The sequence below is a fragment of the Bacillus sp. RC252 genome (genome assembly GCF_044909215.1).
GTDB lineage: Bacteria > Bacillota > Bacilli > Bacillales > Bacillaceae_G > Bacillus_A > Bacillus_A mycoides.
Map to the genome: position 1 here is coordinate 1 of NZ_JBIYDV010000033.1, position 21,955 is coordinate 21,955.

Genomic DNA, 21,955 nt, shown 5'->3' on the forward strand with positions numbered 1-21,955 from the left:
CTTTATTTATATTACTAGTTTTAACAATAGGAACTTTTTTTGCTGGCATTATAGGATTTTCTAAGATGAATAATTGGATTGCGATGCTTAGGAGTGTAGCAACAGTCTTACTAACATTGTTATTATCAGTGTTTTTAACACTAACTTTGATTGTGGGTTATGCATTAAGTTAAACGTAGTTTTTTATGAGTAAAACTCAATATTCCGTCAATAATATAGATGACATTAGATTTTTCTCCTTGTTCCCCCTTGGAGATGAGCAGTTAGTTTTTGCTAGCTGCTCTTTTATTTATAAAAAAGATAAAAATTTTTATAATGATTCTTCTTTATTTCTCAATATAAGGAGCCTTGGATTTTCATTAAAACTCCTGTAGTATATGAACAAAGAGTAAGGTAAGAGTTACTCTTTGCCATTTTAGGAAAGGTTCTGTTGGAAACAACAGGACCTTTTTTCGTGATTTAAAGGCACTAAGACAAAATGAAATATTTACCATGAAGGTAATTGTTAAATATTTTACGCTTATACAGTATAATGGGATAGTTATTGTGTATTGGCATTAAGAGGAGCGTCCTGATTAAGCGCTTCTCTTTTTTTATAAAATAGCTCCAAATTACTTGGACACATTTACCAGTTTATTCAACACAAACATCATGTTAAAATCCCTTGTGAATACGACATAACTCAACTTGGTGAAGCCCTGTAATATTTCCTGTAGGGCTTCTTTTTTTACAAGCAGTTATTTCATTAAGCTGACTACCTTGTTGTGCAAAATAACGATTTTGTTCACTTTTTTGATACATTTATAAAACATTCATATGTTATCTTCAGTAAGTTCTATTTCCTTTATAATATTGTGTGAAGTATACCAACGAACGAAGCCTAAAAAACTCTAATGAAGTGATGAAAAAAACCTAATTTCTCTACAAAACATTGAGAAATTAGGCTTTTTAATAGAAAAAGTAGCATTCATAAACAATGAATACAGTTTAACTCTTCAATTCTATTTTCATAGATTCATATATTCTTCTAAAGTCAGTTTTTCCTTATATATATTTTCAGCAATATCTCCTACATAGCGAATATGCCAAGGTTCATATGCATAACCCGTAATACTTTCCTTCCCCTTAGGATAACGAATGATAAACCCTGCACGATGCGCGTTTTCTTTCAGCCATTTTCCTTCCTTCGTATTCGCAAAGGATAGCTCTAGTTCATTGTTCGCACTTTTAGAAGAAACATCCATCGTTAACCCTGTTTGATGTTCGCTATGCCCTGGCCTTGCAGAGAAGCGATCCGTATGCTCTTGCCCTTTCTTTTTAACATTGTTGGCATACAGACCTTTTTGATACTCATAGGAACGAAATCCTGAAACAGCATTCAACTGGATCCCATCTTGCTTAGCTAAAAGGAATAGTTTTTCTAACGCTTCCGCTGCTTCTTTACGAAGATGACTCTTTTCTACCGTTCCACTAAATGAGAACGGTACATTTGGTACAACTAAATCCTCTGGCATATAGTCTTCGGGTAAACCATATTCCTTATTTACTACAGCCTGTATACTAGCAAAGGAACTTGCTATCTTATTTGAAGTCCCATTTTGCTTACTATTTTTTTCTTTATTTATGGAGTTTTCACTAGTTTCATGGTTTGTCTTATATGGTTCTTTACCAATAGATATATTGGTGTAAATGATAAAGATACCTAGCATTACTACTATACAAGTTAAGGTTCCTACTAATTTAAGTCTCATCATTCATTTCCTTCCTGCAACTCCTACTGTTACTCATTCATCATACTTCAACCATATCAAATCCATATTAATTCCTTGTGAACTTTTCTTCATAACGCATTCCTTAATAGATTGATAGTATATCCTCCCGTTCTTTTGATACCCTTAAAATATCAGCTCTATTTATACATGTAGAAAAATAATCTAAAGATTTGTATAATAAGATAATAAGTGTAGCATTCTGTTATAGAAAGGTCTTGGTATAATGCTAGGTATTGATGTCAAAAAAACAAAAGAAGAGTTAATTATTTCATGGCAATTTGCGGAGGTCACGATTCCATTACGTGATGTGATTGAGGTTACCGAAGATGCTACCTATGCGGGTGTTGAAGAACCAAGTGCAATCCGTATCGGAACAGCATATGGGACAACTGATCGTATATTAATTAGAACTGTAAAACAAAATTATGTATTATTTACTACGAATAAAGTGTCGATTTTAAACGCAATTCACGCGTAACAATGAGTAGATAAACGCGCTTAAACAAAGTTCAAGTGAAATAAAAAGGTGCAAAGTCATAGAATTGACTTCGCACCTTTTTCTATATTTGTGAGGGTAGCATGTAATTGATGCCGCAGAAATTGGGATGCAAAATTGCATCTTTAATTCAGATATATTAATAATAAAGATGAACTGCTCAACATTTTTCTTTTAAGTTAGTATTTCAAACCCTAGCTACCTAAAGAACTCAAGTAAACGTATCTTAAATCCTTTTAAGTGGCACAAAAAGCGTCTATGTAGGCGCTTTTTGTATAAGAAAACACCTTATATGCATAAGGTGTTTTCTTATTTCATCTATCTAGAACTTCTCTATTTGAACTGTAAAATGTGGCTTGAATTTTACTTCGATTGTTTTGTTTTCTACGCCGCCTTGGACATATAATGAGTCATTACGGGTATAGATTCGTTTCGCCGAAGGTATCTTGGTTTCAAATATGCATTTATTTTTGTAATACAATTTTAATTCAACAGTTTCCTCGTAATAACACATAATCATTACTAATTCAAATCCTAATTTATCTATTTTATTATATATATATGCACCTGCACCAGGAATAAAATAATCTTCTGGTTCACTCTCGAATATTTCTAATAATTCGTATTCATCATATTGAATATTCATTTTAACAACTCCTTTCGTGAATGGGCTTAATCTACTTTATTTATAATATTCACGATTTATTAGGTACAACGGAAACAACATCGCCATTATCATTCAATACGACTCTAACATCTTTCCCATCGTATTGCCATAGACCAGGTTTATTTCCTGGTTTTTTAGTAGCATGCTTAATTGTTTCTTCTACTACGCTTGGTGTTACACCTCGCGGATCAACTTTTTTTAATTCCTCCATATATTCTTTTGATCCGAATGTGTAACCATTCCTTTCAGCTCTTTCACGTGCACGCTTCGTAAGTTCTGCCCGAACCTGAATTGTATCAGGTGCCATTCTTTCAAGAGCATGTTCAGTATACTTACGCCCATCAATGACCCTCCGCCTCTTGGCATACTCCATCCACTCTCTTCAGTTACCTTTGATACTTTTCCTAAATCCTTCGCTTTTTGTTCTAACTCACCATATTTACCGAATACACGTCCAATAACTTTAGGAGCCCCACCAAAAACAGTAGAAACGGTTCCCCATACATAGTCATTTTTGTCATACTCTCTATCAGTGAAATATTCTTTGCCGTTAATGAGTTGTAGCCCTTGTTTGATTTGCCCAATAACTGGCATGAAATCAAGTGACATCGATCCAAGTTCATTTGTACGCTTCTGTTCTGCCAAAAACTCTTCCATTTTTTCAGGTGGTACACCAAAATCTTTGAGGCGAGTAGATAAACCATCCATGTTTCCAACATTTTTAGCTATATTAGACGTATCTATTTTATAGCCTGAAATCTTATTAGCAGAGTCCATAATGTTATTGGCAGCATCTAATCCAGACATGATATCTGTATGCAAGGTTGGGAATGCTTGTTGAGCTTCTGCAACATGCGTTGAGACACTATTAATTAGTCCATCAGCCATTACTGCTTGTTTATGAAGTGATGCCCCAGCCTTTTGTATGGTAGAAAACTTGGCTTGGAGCAACGGACTTGTAAACAGTGTGGCCATGTCATTCAAAGTAAAGCTAAACTACGTCTAGGTCTCTGCCCTAGCTGTTACGAACACCAAGTAATTATGAATCAATTAAATGTAGAATTTAAGAATTTTAAATCCACATGTATTATGGAAATGTACGCCGATTATGTAGATTCAAAAAGATGGATTTCATTAAGTGATGCAACGAAATTAACGATTAAACACCGAGCAGCTGCTGACTGTTTTGCTGTCCTGGAATTATTACAACAACTCAAAAATAAGCAAATAGATTAAAATACTGTAACTAGGACTAAATTATTAACATAAAAATAAGCACATCTTGTAAAAAAACAGATGTGCTTATTTTTTAATTTTTATGCATTTTTACGTTTTAGGAAAATCACTCCACCAACAATTAACAATAATGCACCTGCAGCCATAGAGATCCAACTTGTAAGGTCAGCACCTGTTTGGGGTAACCATCCAATTTTAGATTGAATTTCTTTCTTAGGTTGTGGTTGCTCTTTAGGTTGCTCTGGTGTTGGAGTATTTTTATCTTGATTCGGCTGTTCTGGTTTAGGTTGTTCCGGTTTTACCTCTTTGAATTTCACTGTTTGTCCCTTATCTTCAAATTCAGCGTGAATAGCTACTAAAATATTATCTTGATACAGTTCTTCAAATACTACTACTTCTTTACCTTGTAATGCAGAAGCATTAAATGTGAAATCTAATGTGATAGAACCATTTTTTTCTTTTGCAGTAAACTTAGATTCTACTGTTACTTCTTTATCATCAACTAATAATGGTTTGTTTGTTGCTTTATCCATTAGTTTGCCTTTTACAACGTACTCTTTACCCACGATTAAGTCTTTGTATTCCACTTTATCTTGGATTGTTACAGATTTAAAAGCGTCTAACTCTTTAGAACCATCAGCTTTGTTTGTAGCTGTTGTTTTAATGGAAGGCTCTACAAATCGAACTGTTTGACCTACATCGTTAATGTCAGCGTGAGTTGCAATTACTTGACCTTCATGCAATAAGTCTTCAAACACAACTACTTCTCTTCCTTGCTGTTCAGCACCAACGAAAGTAAAGTCTAATGTTACAAAACCATTCTTTTCTTTTGCACTGAACTTAGTCTCTGCTGTTATTTCTTTACCATCAATTAATAATGGTTTGTTAATAGCTTTGTTCATTAATTTACCTTTTACAGTGTACTCTTTACCTACAACTAAGTTAGTATACTCTACTTTATCTTGAATAGTGATAGAATCCTTTGAATGAATCTCTTTTCCATCATCAGCTTTGTTTGTAGCAGTTGTTTTTACTGATGGCTTAACGAACTTAACTGTTTGATCTTTATCATTGATATCAGCATGTATAGTAATAACTTTTCCGTCTTTCAGTAACTCTTCGAATACTACTACTTCTTTTTCTTCTAAACCAGTTGCATCAAAAGTGAAATCTAGTGTAATAGAACCATTTGCTTCTTTTGGTGTAAACTTAGTTTCAGCAGTTACTTCTTTACCATTTACAACTAATAGTTTATTAGTCTCTTTATCCATTAATTTACCTTTTAAAGTGTACTCTTTACCTACTTGTAAGTCTTTGTATTCCACTTTATCTTGGATTGTTACAGACTTAGAAGTGTGCATTTCTTTTGTACCATCGGTTTTATCAGTAGCTGTTGTTTTTACTGATGGAATCTTTTCATCTTTGACAATATGTTTAATTATTTGACCATTCTCTTTGATCTCAAAAGAGAATATTTCTTCATTCAATACATAACCTTTTGGTGCAACAGTTTCTTTATATGTGTATTTTCCAAATGGTAACTTTTCAAACTTCGCGATACCTTTATCGTCTGTTTTCCCTTTAACTACTTCTTTTCCTGCTTCATTATAAATAGTAAACTCTGCATTCGGAAGCTTATTGTTTCCATCAGCTACATCAACTTTTGTAATTTCTAGATCACCTTTGATAAGATGATTAACTGCTAATAGCTCAATAATTTTTCCGTGTTCCTTTATTTCGAACACAATTGGTTCTGTAATAAGAACGTAACCATTTGGAGAAGCCTTTTCTACAAATGAATATTTACCATACGCTAAATCTTTGACGTTAACTTCACCATTTTTATCCGTCTTATATTCCCCAATTACTTTCCCGCTTGCATCTTTTAGCTCGAATACTGCACCTTCTAATTTTTTACTGATATCTTCATTATCTACTTTTAGTAATTTCACACTACCTTTCACTTCTGTATTTTCCACTGTAAAAGTAAGTGTTTTATTGTGCTCTTTAATTTCAAAAGGATACTTTGTTTTATTTCCAATATATCCATTAGGTGTTTTTGTCTCTAAGAAATAATATTTACCATACGTAAGACCATCAACATTTGCAATTCCATTTTCTTTTGTTACTACTTTTTTCACTTCTTTTCCATCTTCAGTAAAGACCGTGAATTCAACATTAGGTAACATCTTACCTGAATCACTAAGTTTTTTTATTTCGATGTTACCTTTTACTTTGTTGTTTACTACTTGAACAGCTCCTATTTCCCCTGTCTTAACTTCAATAGTTTGTGGTTTATCACCTGAAACATAACCTGTTGGTGCTTTAATTTCTTTTACTGTGTAGGTACCAATTGGTAGGTTATTTAATTCTGCAGTACCATCAGCACCCGTCGTGATTTTTCCAACTGATTCATTATTTGCATTAAAGACTTCAAATACTGCACCAGCTAATATTTCTCCATTTTCCCCAACCTTTTTAATTTTTAAAGAACCAGCAGCTTCCCAATTTACTGCAAGGTCACTACTAAGCTTTTCCTCATTTCTTTCTAGTAGCACTGTAGCATTCTGGACAGTATCAGTACCGCGGTAAGCAATTGCTTGAACTTTTGTTAAGTTAGCAGCAACACTTAGATTAAATTCGCCTGTTTTTGTATCTTTAGGAATTTGGATACGGAATTTTTCCCCAAGTGAAAGCTGATCTTTCACTTCTCCATTTTCACTAACAATTTTAACTCCATTAGGTGCATTTTTCGCAACTACCTTATAAGAACCACTTTTAGCATTTGTTTGTACTGTGTAAAGGTTTGTTTCAAAAAACTCACCCTTTAATTCTGCCTTTTGCTTTTCAGCAGGAATCACATTCATAAAAATATCTTGAGTATCTTCACTTGTATTTGCAGCATTAATAATTGTCTTAGCCGCTTTTTCAACATTTTTATTTTCATGCTTTAATTCATTTACATCAAGTTGACCTAATGCATTCCAAACCGCAAGCTGAGTTGCATAATGTGCTTCATTCTTATTAGCTACTCCCAGTTGTTCTACACTTTTTTGTGGGAAACCATTTGATAGAACCCTATATACTACATTATCTGTTTTCCCCATTTCAGGAAGATCTTCACCATTTGGTGATTTTAAGCCAAGAGTTAAACAATAAGCAATTTGACCGCTTGAATTTTTAATAATTTCAGTTCGAATGTACTTACCTAAACTGTTGCTATAACTCCAGTTCATTGAATACTTTTCATGCGTCATAACCTCCGCATTTGCCTTCGGTAGAAAGACATTAAAGAATAATGCTAGTACTGATAATAATGCAAAAACTCTTTTAACAACTCTTCTCCCCAATTTTAAAACCTCCCTAGATAAAATGAATCCGATGTATTATTCAAATATTTAAAATAATCACAACGAAGATATTTCATATTATAAGACATAAAGTTACAAATATTATATTATTTTTACAAATTATTCATTTTCTCAACATCCACTATAAATTATAATATTAAAACATTTCATTTCACAAAAGTAACAATATTAGGATACCTTAACAAAATAAGAAGCTTGGTAAAATACTAGAATAACGGTAGTTGGAGTACGGAAACGATTCTTCGCATGAAGGACCACTACAAAGATATTTTCAAATTGAATATATGTATTAATAATGAAATTTTATTGCATTTACACCTGCAATGTTTATATAAAAGATAGTAAATTATGTTTTTATAGGATTTTTTCTATTAGTTTACTGGAAATTTGCATTATTATGTGAAAATAAATATCATTGTATTTAATATAAAATGATATAAAAAAAGGGGTACGCAGATAATTATCGGAACTTTCAATCGATTAATTATACTAAAATTAGTATTAAGAATATTAGTAAAAAAGTAACAACGTTATTACAAAGTTCGAATATTGGTCTAAGTACCCTAGCATCTCAATGGTAACCTCTTGAATACTTTTACGTTTTTAAATAAATTAAAATAACAAAAAAATAATAATTTTTAATTTTTTCTTTGTAATTTAATAAGTTGCATGTTAATATGGCGAAGGTTATAAAATGGATTTCGCCATACACAATGTTTTTTCGGAATATTCACTCCAGAGAAACGTAACTATTTCAGTAATTTGCTTCATCTTTTACCTATACAAGGACTACTTTCAATTTTTTTGTTCATAAGTAAAAGTAACTTTTTATTCTATCTTCCTCATCGATTTTAATATAAATGGTAAAAAAGCACTTTTTCAAGTGCCCTTCCTTTTCTTTTTTAAAGATAGAAAATCTAATAAAATCAAACACCTAGATTAAACACATACATAATCCTACTTACAAACTCTTAGAGAGGTATAAACTATGGGAATTCCTACACTATTATTAAATACATTTATTATTATTATTTGTATCCTTAGTTACCCAGTATTTTGGCTAGAACATAAAGAAAAAATGGCATGTAATAATATATTAATTTCTGTACTTTCCTCCATTGCAATTATTTTTTGTATGACTTTTCCTTTTCATTTACACGCTGGGTTCATTTATGATTTACGTTTTATTCCCATTATATTAGTTTTTCTATATGGAAATACAAAGAGCATTTTTTGTATTGGAGTTTTATATCTTTCTTATAGATTTTACTTAGGTGGAAGCGGAGTCTTCCCATCATTTATTATCTTTACTGTTATTTCTGTTATTACAATCATGTTTCGTTACTTGTCACCTACTTATTTCAAGGAAAAGAAGATATTATTAAGTATTCTACTTATTTTGATATGTACAACTTCCCTTTCTATCTGCGGTATTGTAACGCAAATAAATACAGGTGGTAAAATTGACTCTACTCTCATTGAATTTTTATTCAATTATATAATCATAAATATTTTCACAGTATTATTATCAGTTTATTTAATAGAAGGAATGATCGAGAAATATAAAATAAAAGAAAGAATGCAAAGAGCAGAAAAATTTTATATAGCTAGCGAACTAGCTGCATCGATTGCGCATGAAATTCATAATCCCCTGACCACGGTACGTGGATTCACTCAATTACTAAATGAAGATGAGAGTGCTAAGATGTCTCAAGATAAGTACTTAGAAATTATGTTACTTGAAATGCAGCAAATACAATCTACTATTAATAACTATTTATCTTTAACCAAACCACAAAACATTATAAAAGAGGAACTAGATATTAATTACATCTTAAATCAAGTGAAAGATAATATTTCACCACTCGCTCTTTCATATAATGTTGAAATAAAACAGCATATTACAACAGATTCCCTTTACATAAATGCTAATACTGAAAAATTAAAAATATGTCTAACCAACATCATACAAAATGGAATTGAGGCTATGAAAAATGGTGGCGTATTACAAATAAATATACAAAAAATAAAAGGTAATATTGTAATTGATATTATTGATACAGGAATAGGAATGTCTTCCCAACAAATAAAACGTATTGCCTTGCCATTTTATTCAACAACAGAAAAAGGCACTGGGCTTGGTACTATGATTGCTTACAGTATTATTAAAGAATTAAACGGAGATATAGAGATAGAAAGTGAACTAGGAAAAGGAACACACTTTTCTATCACTATCCCCTGCTAATATAATAGAAGATTTATTTAAATGATATTATTTTGTAGCTAATATAACCATATAAAAAGAAGACGTAACTATTCGTCCTCTTTTTATATGATTCTGGTGCAAAAATGTTAGTTAGAAACATAGAGTAGCAATTTCACAATTTATTCACAAGTACCGTTAAGCGCAAGTTTACGTTAAGTATGCTATTTGCATAATAATGTTTTCAAGAAAAAAGTAGCTGTACTTTTGTGCAGCTACCTTTTTATGCAATAAATCAGTAATAGATATTCGAGCTGCAATAAATGCCCCTTTTATACTTTGAAATGTAATTTGCAAACTACAATTTGACATAATTCTAATAGTATGGGACGTATATTTCTCCATAAAAGCAACTTATTTTTATCTCTTTTAAACAATTTATCATATTATTTTCATCTAATTAGGCACAGAAACATTTTGCAAAATCTTACTACTTTTAGGAAAAACGTTTTTAGGGTACATTTTAAAATAGCTCTTTTTCTTTGAAATGTTTCTGTGCTTAATATTTAAAATATCTTATGTCAAAATTTTCCGCAACAAATATGTTAAATTATTCATAATTATATATAATACGGAATATTAAAGTTAAATATTCCGTATTATACTCTATTAAATATAGCGTATTTAATTTATTAGTAATTAATTTATTAGTCTAAGTATGAATTATAAAGTATATTCGTTTAAAATTGTCACAATATAATTTTATATTCGACGTTTTTAATTACTCGTGAAACATTTGCAAATGTTTTAACCGTTATGTATAAGGTAAATATCCCCTCTAAATATAAGATTTACTTAATTTAGATTCTTTCTCTCATAGTCGTAATGTCGAAAAAAGTCGAATTTTTATATTTTTTCTTTATTTTCTAGTTGTAAACGTTTTATTTTCATGTTACCATCTTAATCAAACATTAGATGGTAATAAAACTTAAAGTATTTCTTTCCCTTAGAGACATATAAACGTTCGGTAATACCATGAAAATAAGGCCAAAGAAATATGAGTTACCTGATAAAAGATTTAATAGGATTTTTACCACTTTAATTTTCTGTTAATTCCGAATGTAACACTTTAACATTTTGTCCCTAAACAAAATTTAAATTTTAGTTTGGTAAACTCAAAAAGCTAAATCACCCACCCAAATTAATAAATGATATATCCTGTTATATCTAGCGATCAGTCATGAGAAATAGATTTCTTCCTAAGAAAACTTAGCCCATTAATAAAAAGTGTCTAAATTTCTACCTTTATTACCATCTATTGTTGATAACATATTTACCAACTATAAAAAAGAGCCTATTGAAGGTTCTTTTTATTATAATCATTAGCACTTCAATTATTGATAATCATTGGTGTTGAATCTTTATTCCCTCACCTTATATAGCTTTCTTTTATTAACACTTGAAGACTTATTGAGGTACGGTTCTGATTTTAATTTTTTTATTTTTAAGCGACTAATTTCCGAATGATGGGCCATCCACAGTTTTATATCTAATAAAGAAAGAATTATATCTGTTTCAAGTGATATTTTGCTTACCTCCTTCTCTCTTATGGGTTATGTAGATAATATATCTCTTGAATCTAGAGCCTTTAGAACACATAATAGATACCCTAAAAAATGGACTTTATTTTATCTTTATCTTATCTTTACCTTATCTTTAAATTTTTCTATTAAACTTAGCATTTAGAAAAAAATTTTCGAGTCTAAAAAAGCTGAGAAATAGAGAATTATTGAATTTTTTTAATAACCAGCCACCATTGAAAATAGGGTTTCTTGTAAAAGGAGGAGTAATATTTGAAGAATAAGAGAAAAGTACAAACTATTATATTATTCTTTATTAGTATTTTAGGGTTAGGAACAATAATCGGGATACTATATTTTAATGACAAAACCAATACTCAAAAAAATAAAGCGTTTGCTACCGAGGAACGTTTATTGCAATATGAGCCCATCATGAAAAAAGAATTAGAAAAATATAATTTGGGAGAAAAAACAGCAATTTTACTAGGAATTATGTACCACGAGAGTAGGGGTGAGGGCAACGACCCTATGCAATCTTCCGAATCACTTGGATTAAAGCCAAATGAAATCCAAGAGATAAACTTGAGCATTAAACAAGGGGTAAAGCACTTTGTTCAAATGTATAGATATGGAGAAGAAAAAGGTGTTAGCATGGATACAATTATCCAAAGCTATAATATGGGGCCAGGCTATATTGATTTTATTGCCAATCAAGAAGCTAAACAACACTCGGAAGATACAGCTAAACAGTTTTCTAAGTTGAAAGTTGATCAGAATCCAGCTACATACACTTGTGGTGGAAATAAACAAAATTTTAGATATCCATATTGTTACGGTGATTTCACATATACAACAAAAGTGAATGAAAAAGCAAAACTTATTGAAGAACGCCTCCAAAAAAATTAAAATTGTATATATTTGTTTGAAGGAGTTTTCCATTTACTTTTATATGGTTTTTCATCAACTTTTATCCCCTCTTACCATCTAAATGTATATATACAACTATCGTATCATATTTCAATTTAAATACGGCTCTAGTTACATATTTCGCAAGAAATCTATTCAGAATATAAATAAAATCACCATTTTACATGAAATAGTATCCACTTAGCGAATTCATTAGGCATAAAAAGAAATGTAGATTCAATAAAAAGAGAGTACCCTCGCTATTGGTGCTCTCAATGTGAATTGGGGTTTATCCTGAGCATTGAATAGGACACGAAGAACTCGTCCTGTTACATAATATTATGCTTGTCCATATTATAATGTGCAATAAAAAAAGCACCCTCGCCCAGGCGCCAAGAGATACATATACGTTGAGGTAACTAACACGTTAGAAAAGGCCCTTCCATATCATTGTATGATTATCAATTATCTTTATACCTAGCAGACTCATTAAATACGTTTAATGTATCATTTCTATTAGTTTAACCATGCCTAATGTCATCCAATTCATTCATGGTTAGTATTCTAAATAGACCAACGATGTATTATAATACTTTATATATCCAAGGAGGTTTACTATGCTTAATTTTCATAAAACATTCCCCATCTTAGGATTCTTTTGTTTTTTATATAGGTTTATCGGCATCATCTTTTTATTACTATTCCTTAGCGTGTAGTAACAACGCGTATAAATATATGTTTAATGTGTGATTTCTATTATCGGCTTTGTTAACTAACACTTAAATTATTTTAACAGCCTTTTGTTTAATTCCCACAAAGCTTTTTTGTTACTATCCCATTTTAAAAGCGTTACGGCTTCCTCAAAGCACAGCCATTTATAATTGAAGTGTTCTTTAGATAATTTAATATTTTTTGTAGGAACTTTAACTCCAAAAGAAAATTCTTTTATTACATAAACATCTTCTCCCCAAAGAAATTCACCAACTACATCCTCTACTGGTAGTGAAGACACAGAATCTAGTTTTATATATGGACATTCTCTTATAATACCAGCCTCTTCAAACGCTTCCCGTTTTGCTGATTCAATATGAGTCTCACCATCTTCTCCACCACCAGCTATTCCTTGCCAATAACCATAATCACTTCGATTAAAAATGCCATATTGAATGGAATCATCAGTTTTTATATAAGGAAATATCAATACTTGATACGGCGCTCTCATTGCTTAACCTCCTCTCGAAAAAATATGAACAATTTATTCACTAACTTGCTATTTTAGTAAATAAAGAGCCAACATCAAAATTCTACATTAATAATGCAGGTTTATGGTATCGGCTCTCCATTTTTTAAGAATTTTATTTTTCATAAATAGGTTTACTCTTAACGTGATAAAAACCTGCTTATTTCTTATTTAATTTGCTTAGCGTGTTTTTTTTCGAAATGCTGGCGGTATCACATGTTGACTAACCAGTCCAAATAGTCCCTAAAACGGTCGTTTAAGGAACTTTATTTATATCTATCAAAACTGACTGAAATATGTTTAAAATTCAGTTCAAAAACTCATTACCAAAAACTAAGTTTTATATCAAACATCAAATACCGTTTATGGAACACTCTTAATGTACGGAAAACCAAGTTTTTTAAATAAAAAATTCCTTAGCGTACGAAATTCGCGTTATGTTGGCGGGACCCCATCGCCATCAAGTTAAGGTTTTGAAGTACCCCCTAAACGAAAAAATTCTTTCTCTATAGGGGCACCATATCAAAAAAGAAAATTGTAAGTTTAGACACATTTTAGATACAAAATAACCGATTCCTTATACGTTAAGGGACCGGTTATTTATTTTCCTACTTTTTTAGGGAGGTTTTTCTCGTAATGGTCTTAAATGATTGATTTAAGGTTATAAACTTAGATCATAAATAAAAGATAGAGTAAAAACTATATAAGAAATAAATGTAACGAAAACAAGAAAACATATAAACTGAGCATTAGATACATATTGTCCTATTCTTTTTTTCATTTTAATTAGTATTATTTTTCAGATGTGAAGTATCAATTTGAATTTCACCTTTCCAAGATCCAATTACTTTTCCAATTCTATTTATATTTACATCTAAAGTAAGGGGCTGTTTAAAATCGTCTCTTCCCTCAGAAACTATAACAAATGTAGCAACACCTTCGGGTTTATCATTATCACGAATACCTACATCATTTAATTTTTTACCTGCTGCCATAAGTTCAAAAGGAAGACGGTCATCTGAATCATGGATAAATGATAGTCTCCCTTCATGTTTAATCTCAGGGTTTCCCTCTTGTTGCCCATTAATTTTACCATCACTTTCGAGCTCTAATCCTGATGTATCAAATTCAAATGGTACTAAACTTCCGTCAGCTTTTTCCATTCTATAATGAACTGATATACGTGAATCTGCGATATATAATTCTTTGAAATGTACAGTAATACCTTGATCTGTAATTTTTTCATCAATAGGAATATATTTACCATTCTTCATCATATCTTGTGTGACACCATTTTCATCTTGTATTCCTTCATTTACAACTTTATCATTTGTAATTGCATCAGAAAAATATGAGGCAACATTTGTAGCCGCTACTTGTACTTGTGGAATCATTGCTGTTGTGAAAAGTGCTGCTGCAGCTACTGCTGTATACATGAAACGTTTTGATTTTTTACTCATGTTTGTAAAGAGTCCCTTCTTCTGTTGTTTTTTGTGATTTATATTAGAAACATTGTCTAGCTTGGAACGACTTTCAAATGTTTTCCATGCTTGTTCTATATCAATTTTGATTTCTTGTGGTGAATTTGCAGATTCTTCATCTAGCATTACGTTCTCCCATTGATTTAATTTACTGATTTCTACTAATAAATCTTGGCATGCTTCACATGTATCTAGGTGCTTTGTGAATTCCTTTCTTATATCATGAGAAAGTTCTCCATCAATATATGTTTGAATAAATCCGATATCATAACATTTCATTTGTTATGCCTCCTCCATTTGTTTATAAATCTTGCGAAATTTCATTTTGGCTCGGACCAATAATGTTCCAATAGAAGATATTTCAATTTGAAGTATTTCTGCAATTTCTTTATATTGAAAACCAGAGAATTTCATTAGTAAAAGGGTTCGTTCTCGATCATTCATTTTATTTAGTATCGTTTGTACCTTTGTAATTTCTTCTTTTCTTATCCAATCATCGTCTAATGATGAAACATTTTGTACTTCATGGTATTGTATTTCTTTATCAATCTTCGCTTGTTGCCTTTTTTCAGATCGCAAATGGTTATAAGCTACATAAGTAGAAGATTTAATCAACCATCCAGGTATGTTTTCAATTACTTTCCAGTCGCTACGATATAATTGTAAAAACACTTCTTGTGCTAACTCTTCAGCGATAGATTGATCTTTAACAATCCATATAATCTGTTTCACAGCATAAGCATAGTACTGCTTAAATAAATCTTCAAAAGGCATATCAGAAGCATGACTTTCCTCATTTTCTATGGTTAACATGTTAGTTTAAACCTCACTTTCAATTTGATGCCTGTATTATAGAGAAACCAGAAAAACGGATTTTGTGACAGTTTTTCTGGTTATTTTTTTATTATGTACTAAAAAAAGCATTCATCTGATTAAAAGATAAATGCAAAAAGGGAAATGAAAACATAAAACTATAACTCTTTCAGTAGTTTTCTATTAATGGGGTACCGCCACATCGCTATCAAGCTAATAAAAAGAAATGCCCCCTAGAATGAAAAAAAACGCCATCCTTTCCTATGATTCTACAGAAAGAATAACGTATTTTTTCATTTTAGGGGAATAATTAATCTCTTAAGTTGATGAGCATGCAGCAAGCCCCTTTAAAGGTAATATTGCGGTACCAGGCTGCCCTCTATACTGAAAAGGTAATATCACAACTCAAACTGCTATATTTATTTCCTGTCGAATACACTCTTTTTTATTAGCACGTTTCCATAAATATATGGTGTAGAAGAATAAAATCGCAATAATAACATATGCAAAAAGCGACGAGGCTTGAACATTCCCCATAAAATTAAAGAAATTATTAAAAGTGTGGAAAGTAATGGTGATAATAATTGATTGCTTATTTACGATAAGTAAGGACAGAACAAGTCCAACTAAAAATGCATATATGATTTGTAAAATGGTATCTTCAATAGACTGCCCACCAATTAGTTGTAATAAATGGGTGAGACCAAACAAAAAACTCGAAATCAAAACTGATTTTTTTATCCCCTTTGAAAACAACATTTTGAGCATAAATCCACGAAAAAAGATTTCCTCAATAAATGCAACAACAAAAAATTGCATGATAAACATAAAAAATAAGTCAGATACCGATGTTGTGTTTAATCCTTTATTACCAAGTAGTATTACTAATAGAACAATCACTAATGGGGAATTTAATAAAATGGTATTCTTCATTGAATTATTTAACTTAATATCAAAGAAATAGAATTTCCACTTGTTCTTTATTGTTAAATATATTAAAATTCCCACTGCTAAAGGAACAAGTCCAATAAATTGTAATACTGGACTGGATGGCTTAGTAATAGTTTGATAGGCCCCGTTAAGCGTGTAAAAAATCATTAATAAAAATTCTAACCCAATAATTTTTAAAACAATATTCTGATTTACCTTCATCTAGAATCCTCCCCTATTTATCGATTTGAGCATTTTTCTTTTGGATTACTGCACTGTTACTATTTATAGATTAATAGTAACTTATTAATTTATCAAATAATTTACTGATATTTCAAAAAATATAACATAAAACACTTTATTGTCCTCATGATAAGGTAAACAAATACCTCAAACGAGAAAATTGATCTCTTCAAATTGAAAATATATAAAATTCCTTTTTGGGGGTTTTATATATTTTTTTAGTTGATGGCGATGTGGTGAGACCCCATAAAGAAAAGACACCCATATAAGAGTGTCTTTTCCAATAGTTTTTTAGCAGAAGCAACTGCATCCGATAATGATTAATAAAATAAATAATACAACAAGTAAAGCAAATCCTCCAGCAAAACCGCAGCCTTCGCCGCAACTACCACCATATCCCATAATAATATTTCCTCCTTTAGATAAGAGGGTGAAACTAGGGTTCATTCCATGTATTTTAACGGGTTCACTTTACCTTATGTTTTTACGCCTGAATTGAGCAGGTCCTAAAAAAAAGACGCCATAAGGCGTCCCCCACAATTGGGTAGATAAGGTTTAGTTTTCCAATTTAAAGAAAGTATGTATCACACCTTGAGAGTATATCATAATATCTGTTAAATTTAATATTCTATGCATTATTACATAAAAAAAAGACACCCTAAGGTGCCGGTGCCTTCCTCCGACTTGAACCACTTTAATTTATTAATATGTATTGGACATTAAGTAAACACGTCCTATAAAACAGAATCATTTATTTTCAACAGATTGTTAGTGTACAAATACAAGAGAATCGAGATCGTTTGTTTGGCTAGATTAAAGCAACGCCACACCTATATGGTTGAGATGTGTTACGCCTTCTAATCGGAGAATCAGCTTTATAGAACGTGTCCACAATTTATATTTTACTACATGTAATATTTATTTTATGTAATTTTTACAAATATGTATAATTACATAAAATTTACGAGAAAAAGAGCGTATACTTTGATATTGTGTAATAAAGATAAGGCCCACCTACGGAAATAGGTGGTTTTTTTGTTGGGCATTACTATCTCATTGCACAAAAGGGAATTTGCATTAAAATAATATCATATTCTTAGAGTTCTTATATTGAGAAAAAAGACACTCTTATGAGTACCCCTTTTTTTAGTAACCGAATCCGCCGCTACCGCCGCCCCAACAACTACATCCTATAATGATTAACAGGATGAATAGAACGATCAGTAAAGCAAATCCGCCACCTAACTGTCTACGCTTAAAGACTAAAGTTACCTTTAGCCCTCCAAGACTCGCTACGAGCGAATGGCTAGTTCTTACTCGACGGGAAGCCCACCCGTTATATGATACGACCTAGGCTCGGCCGCACACCTGCCTCGTTAGTTAATATGAAAATGAAACCCAATGTCTTTCAGGCGAAAGTATAATCTTGGTTTGGAAATATACAACTGTTTGGACATAAAAAAGACCATCGAAATGATGGTCTTACAGACTGTAGACAAATGCATAAAATAACGAATGAACCTTTCTCTGAACACTTACTTTACTTCTTTCATAAATAGTCTAACGTTTTCAGCGATTTCTTTGAATTTGGTATGGTGTAAATAATGTGATCCATCCATGGTTACTACTTTTCCATGTACCGAGTCTTTGATCTGCCCTTCATGCAGAGGTATCCATCCTGCCACATCTTCATCATTCGCTTGTACAAAGAGAAGAAGTGGAAGATATTTAGGGAAGATTAAACCTTGAGCCCCTTTAAAATTAGACAAAATATGGTCCATCTCATTCAAGGTTGTGTCATTATACATGTTTTTATTCGAAATCATTTTCATTTGCTCTACGGTTTTTTCATCAAATGCCAGTCCAGCATAGGGGTCAGCATTGATTTTCATAGCCAATCTTAAGAGACCTGATTTTTTGAGATATGCAAACGTTTTTAATGGGAAATTAATATCCATACCCGGTTGTGTTGCAACACTGCTATCGATTCCGACAAATGCAGTCACCTCGTTTGGATATTTATTCACATAATCAATTCCATAAATGCCTGCAATGGAGTGGCCCATGAGCATGTATCTGTTAATATTAAGCTGCTGTAGAGCTTCATGAACTTCACTTACCATATTCTCCGTGGTTCGCTTTTTTACAGTTTCATCACTTAATCCATAACCGAAAGGCTCTACCACAACAACTTTGTAAAATGGAGATAATTCATCGATAAGAAGCTTAAAATCAAGCCCTGGAGTAGCTGTTCCATAACCAGGCAGGAGCACGATCGTTTCCTCGCCCTCGCCTTGAATTAACACATTCATGTTTTTCCCGTCTACAGATACGTGCTGCCCGTAGGGCACTATTCGTTTTTGCTCCGAATGACTACTCATCACATTTACGATATAAACAATACCTAAAAAAAGTACAATGGCTAGAACGATTGCTCCTATGATTTTAAGTAAGATGTTTCGCACTTTCTTTATTTTCATTCCACTTAGCGTTTTCTTTTCCTCTTGTTGTGTCACTGTCATCTTCTCCTGTCCTGATCTGTTTGCCTTCCTTCATGTGCCTGTAATGAAAACTTAACCAATGAAGATGTACTCACCATGACGACAATATGAACTGAATATGAACTGCCAAAAAAAAATGCTACGGCTCTATATACAAGTAAGCTTGCATATGAGTCGTAGCATAGAGAATGAATCTAACTAATCTGTTGGTGTAGTGATTGGCAAGGTGACAATGAAGGTCGTTCCTTGACCAAGTTCACTTTTCACTCGGATGTCACCTTGATGAAGCGACACGATCTGTTTAACGATAGCGAGTCCCATACCACTTCCGTCATACTTACGACTGTGGGAACGATCGGCCTTAAAAAAACGCTCGAATATACGCTTCTGGTCGTCAAGGTGAATACCAATACCAGTGTCGGATATTAGGATTGTGACGTTTTTGATATCTTGTTTGATGCTTACGTTAATCACGCCGGTATCCTCGGAAAATTTGATGCTATTTCTGAGGATATTCGTCCATACCTGATTTAACAGGTCATGATCAGCCGTTACTTTAACTGTCTGTAAATCAAGCTCGAAATGTATATCGCGAGCAGACCATTGTGGCTGGAGCGCCACAATTATCCGTCGGATTTGTTCATCGAGGCTGAGCGTGACGAGCCGCAGTTGCTTTGACTGCGATTCAAGAAAACTCAGCTTTAACAGGTTATCGCTCATTTTGGACATCCTTTTCGCTTCAGCGATGATAATATCAAGATAACGGCTTCGTTCGTATTCTGAAAGGTCAACTTGCTTAAGCACTAGAGCATAACCGGATATCGAAGTGAGCGGAGACTGAACCTCGTGCGACACGTTCGTTACGAATTCCCTGCGCATCTGCTCAAGTTGCTGCAGATCGTGCATCATTTCTTCGAAGCTGCGAGCCAAAGTACCCAGCTCACTCGTTTGCTTAATATTCAACTTGACGTTGAAATCTCCAGATGCTATCCGCCTGGTCGCTTTTGTCAGCTTTTTTATCGGTCTTACCAGGAATACAGAGGCAACTAGAATCAATAAGCTTCCTGCAATCAACGAACATGTTGCAAAGACCAATGCCCACTTTGTGACAAAAGAGGCTGAAGGAGGGGCGAGCGCTTCCAAAAATATCGCTTTCGTTCCCATTTCCGTTTTCAACGGCAACCCTAAGAGGACCGTGGCAATACCATTAGGAGTGTCCTGAACAACACCTCCATCTAATACTTTCTTTAGTTGCTCCATCGTCACAGGCGCAGGTTTGTGTCCGTGAAGTTTACCGTAAGACTTGAACTGACCCGTTGCTTCGTAAATTCGAATATAATAAGAATCGAGCTGCTTCATTTCACTTACGAACAAGTCCGCTTCACGTAACGGAAAGGTCTTGTAAATCCGGACGATGTCTTGGCCAAAGTTACGTGAGTTAATTTGAGCGTTTTCGTTCAATTTATCTTCGAATATCCAAGTTGACACCAAAAAAGAAATGATCGTGCCCCCGATGATGGAGACTAAAAATGTCAGGACAACACGTATATATAAGGATCTGATCATTCATAAACCTCAAGCCGATACCCAAGCCCGCGCACCGTTTCGATCCGAAAATCGGGTGTTGTCGCGAACCGTTCACGCAGCCGTTTAATATGTACGTCTACCGTTCGATCATCTCCGGCGTAATCGATACCCCAAATCTGATCGATCAACTGCACGCGCGTATAGACTTGTCCGGGTGTTCCAGCGAGCTTATACAGCAATTCGAACTCCTTTAGCGGCAACGTAAGCGACTCCGTCCCTTTCATCACCTTATAGGTCTGTCGATCAAGGATGACGTTCCCTAAATGGATCGTCTGCGTGGAGCCAATCTTGTATCGTTTGAGTAGTGCCCTAACACGAACCGTCAACTCTAACGGATCGAATGGTTTGGTTAAATAATCGTCCGTCCCAAGTTCGAAACCTTTCACTTTCTCCCATGTTTCTCCTCTCGCAGTCAGCATAAGTAAAGGTAGATCAGGATTGGCTCTTCGGAGCTCCTTGCTTAACGTCCAACCATCCATAATCGGCATCATAATGTCAAGTACGACAAGATCGACATTCGTTGAGATGTAGACGGCCAGTGCTTCCTTGCCATCCGCTGCTTCAGCTGTTGCGAATCCATCGTTGCGTAGAAATAAACAGACGAGTTCGCGAATGTTCGCATCGTCGTCAGCAACTAGTATAGTAGGCATCGGTTCCCTCTTCCCCCTGTTTTCCACCGCATTATTTCAAGCAATCATTATACTATAAATTAACACGTATGTTGATTAACCAAAGTAATACAGTTTCTTGATTTATCGACCTGTAGAATTCAAGTGTTTCTTTCAAACTAATTTGCCACTCAATTGACAAGGCTTCACAAAGAAACAGGCGTGTGAAACCTGCAAATGACAAGCGTTTATTTTGTCTTTTGGCCTTGTGCACGAAGAAATTTCAGCAAAGCATAGGCAATTAATTATAGCTGTGAATAA

18 protein-coding genes and 2 pseudogenes are annotated in these 21,955 nt (G+C 33.0%); 4 read left to right on the forward strand and 16 right to left on the reverse strand.

What is annotated here, in order from left to right:
• Positions 1-654: 654 nt before the first annotated feature.
• Positions 655-801: a hypothetical protein gene (locus ABH960_RS28320; protein WP_003193688.1), complete on the reverse strand. Its 147-nt coding sequence runs from the start codon at positions 799-801 to the stop codon at positions 655-657.
• A 206-nt stretch (positions 802-1,007) separates the two neighbouring features.
• Complete coding sequence (locus ABH960_RS28325; protein WP_404449777.1) at positions 1,008-1,751, reverse strand: M15 family metallopeptidase; 744 nt, start codon at positions 1,749-1,751, stop codon at positions 1,008-1,010.
• 244 nt (positions 1,752-1,995) lie between these two features.
• On the opposite strand from ABH960_RS28325, the gene ABH960_RS28330 reads away from it, so the two are divergent.
• Positions 1,996-2,250, forward strand: a complete 255-nt coding sequence (locus tag ABH960_RS28330; RefSeq protein WP_002035246.1) for a SunI/YnzG family protein — start codon at positions 1,996-1,998, stop codon at positions 2,248-2,250.
• Positions 2,251-2,590: 340 nt separating this feature from the next.
• Here ABH960_RS28330 and ABH960_RS28335 read toward each other — a convergent pair whose 3' ends face one another.
• From ABH960_RS28335 to ABH960_RS28345, 3 genes are read right to left on the reverse strand one after another with little or no spacing between them, the layout of a single operon-like run.
• Positions 2,591-2,914 (reverse strand): hypothetical protein, encoded by a 324-nt coding sequence (locus tag ABH960_RS28335; RefSeq protein ID WP_404449749.1) that lies wholly within the window; start codon positions 2,912-2,914, stop codon positions 2,591-2,593.
• A 49-nt stretch (positions 2,915-2,963) separates the two neighbouring features.
• Positions 2,964-3,146, reverse strand: a complete 183-nt coding sequence (locus tag ABH960_RS28340) for a hypothetical protein (RefSeq protein WP_404449751.1) — start codon at positions 3,144-3,146, stop codon at positions 2,964-2,966.
• Positions 3,134-3,886 (reverse strand): hypothetical protein, encoded by a 753-nt coding sequence (locus ABH960_RS28345; RefSeq protein WP_404449753.1) that lies wholly within the window; start codon positions 3,884-3,886, stop codon positions 3,134-3,136. Before ABH960_RS28345 ends, ABH960_RS28340 begins: the two co-directional genes overlap by 13 nt.
• Here ABH960_RS28345 and ABH960_RS28350 point away from each other — a divergent pair.
• Positions 3,851-4,171 (forward strand): annotated as a pseudogene (locus ABH960_RS28350) (hypothetical protein); the annotation flags it as partial. The gene ABH960_RS28345 and the pseudogene ABH960_RS28350 overlap by 36 nt on opposite strands.
• 80 nt (positions 4,172-4,251) lie before the next feature.
• On the opposite strand, the gene ABH960_RS28355 reads toward ABH960_RS28350, so the two are convergent.
• Complete coding sequence (locus tag ABH960_RS28355) at positions 4,252-7,521, reverse strand: VaFE repeat-containing surface-anchored protein (protein WP_404449755.1); 3,270 nt, start codon at positions 7,519-7,521, stop codon at positions 4,252-4,254.
• Positions 7,522-8,530: 1,009 nt separating this feature from the next.
• On the opposite strand from ABH960_RS28355, the gene ABH960_RS28360 reads away from it, so the two are divergent.
• The gene (locus ABH960_RS28360; RefSeq protein WP_404449757.1) at positions 8,531-9,787 is read left to right on the forward strand and encodes an ATP-binding protein; all 1,257 of its coding nucleotides are present in this window, start codon (positions 8,531-8,533) and stop codon (positions 9,785-9,787) included.
• A 168-nt stretch (positions 9,788-9,955) separates the two neighbouring features.
• On the opposite strand, the gene ABH960_RS28365 is transcribed toward ABH960_RS28360, so the two are convergent.
• Positions 9,956-10,150, reverse strand: coding sequence for a hypothetical protein (locus ABH960_RS28365; RefSeq protein ID WP_033732005.1), 195 nt, complete (start codon positions 10,148-10,150; stop codon positions 9,956-9,958).
• A gap of 1,448 nt (positions 10,151-11,598) precedes the next feature.
• On the opposite strand from ABH960_RS28365, the gene ABH960_RS28370 reads away from it, so the two are divergent.
• Entirely contained in the window at positions 11,599-12,231 is a 633-nt protein-coding gene (locus tag ABH960_RS28370; protein WP_002035240.1) for a lysozyme family protein, read from the forward strand.
• A 784-nt stretch (positions 12,232-13,015) separates the two neighbouring features.
• Here the strand turns inward: ABH960_RS28370 and ABH960_RS28375 are convergent.
• The 9 genes and pseudogenes from ABH960_RS28375 to ABH960_RS28415 form a co-directional block, all read right to left on the reverse strand.
• A complete protein-coding gene (locus ABH960_RS28375) occupies positions 13,016-13,453 on the reverse strand; it encodes an NUDIX hydrolase (RefSeq protein ID WP_404449760.1) in 438 nt (145 codons plus the stop codon).
• 800 nt (positions 13,454-14,253) lie between these two features.
• The gene (locus ABH960_RS28380) at positions 14,254-15,231 is read right to left on the reverse strand and encodes a DUF4179 domain-containing protein (protein ID WP_404449762.1); all 978 of its coding nucleotides are present in this window, start codon (positions 15,229-15,231) and stop codon (positions 14,254-14,256) included.
• A gap of 3 nt (positions 15,232-15,234) precedes the next feature.
• Positions 15,235-15,765, reverse strand: coding sequence for an RNA polymerase sigma factor SigX (locus ABH960_RS28385; protein ID WP_002016748.1), 531 nt, complete (start codon positions 15,763-15,765; stop codon positions 15,235-15,237).
• Positions 15,766-16,170: 405 nt separating this feature from the next.
• A complete protein-coding gene (locus tag ABH960_RS28390; protein WP_002084319.1) occupies positions 16,171-16,917 on the reverse strand; it encodes a CPBP family intramembrane glutamic endopeptidase in 747 nt (248 codons plus the stop codon).
• 312 nt (positions 16,918-17,229) lie between these two features.
• Complete coding sequence (locus ABH960_RS28395; RefSeq protein WP_000540371.1) at positions 17,230-17,340, reverse strand: YjcZ family sporulation protein; 111 nt, start codon at positions 17,338-17,340, stop codon at positions 17,230-17,232.
• Positions 17,341-18,084: 744 nt separating this feature from the next.
• A pseudogene (locus ABH960_RS28400) lies at positions 18,085-18,180 on the reverse strand (YjcZ family sporulation protein); the annotation flags it as partial.
• 293 nt (positions 18,181-18,473) lie between these two features.
• The gene (locus ABH960_RS28405) at positions 18,474-19,454 is read right to left on the reverse strand and encodes an alpha/beta hydrolase (protein ID WP_404449765.1); all 981 of its coding nucleotides are present in this window, start codon (positions 19,452-19,454) and stop codon (positions 18,474-18,476) included.
• A gap of 183 nt (positions 19,455-19,637) precedes the next feature.
• Entirely contained in the window at positions 19,638-21,005 is a 1,368-nt protein-coding gene (locus ABH960_RS28410; protein ID WP_016095151.1) for a sensor histidine kinase, read from the reverse strand.
• Positions 21,002-21,676, reverse strand: a complete 675-nt coding sequence (locus tag ABH960_RS28415; protein ID WP_001142154.1) for a response regulator transcription factor — start codon at positions 21,674-21,676, stop codon at positions 21,002-21,004. Before ABH960_RS28415 ends, ABH960_RS28410 begins: the two co-directional genes overlap by 4 nt.
• Between the last annotated feature and the right edge of the window lie 279 nt (positions 21,677-21,955).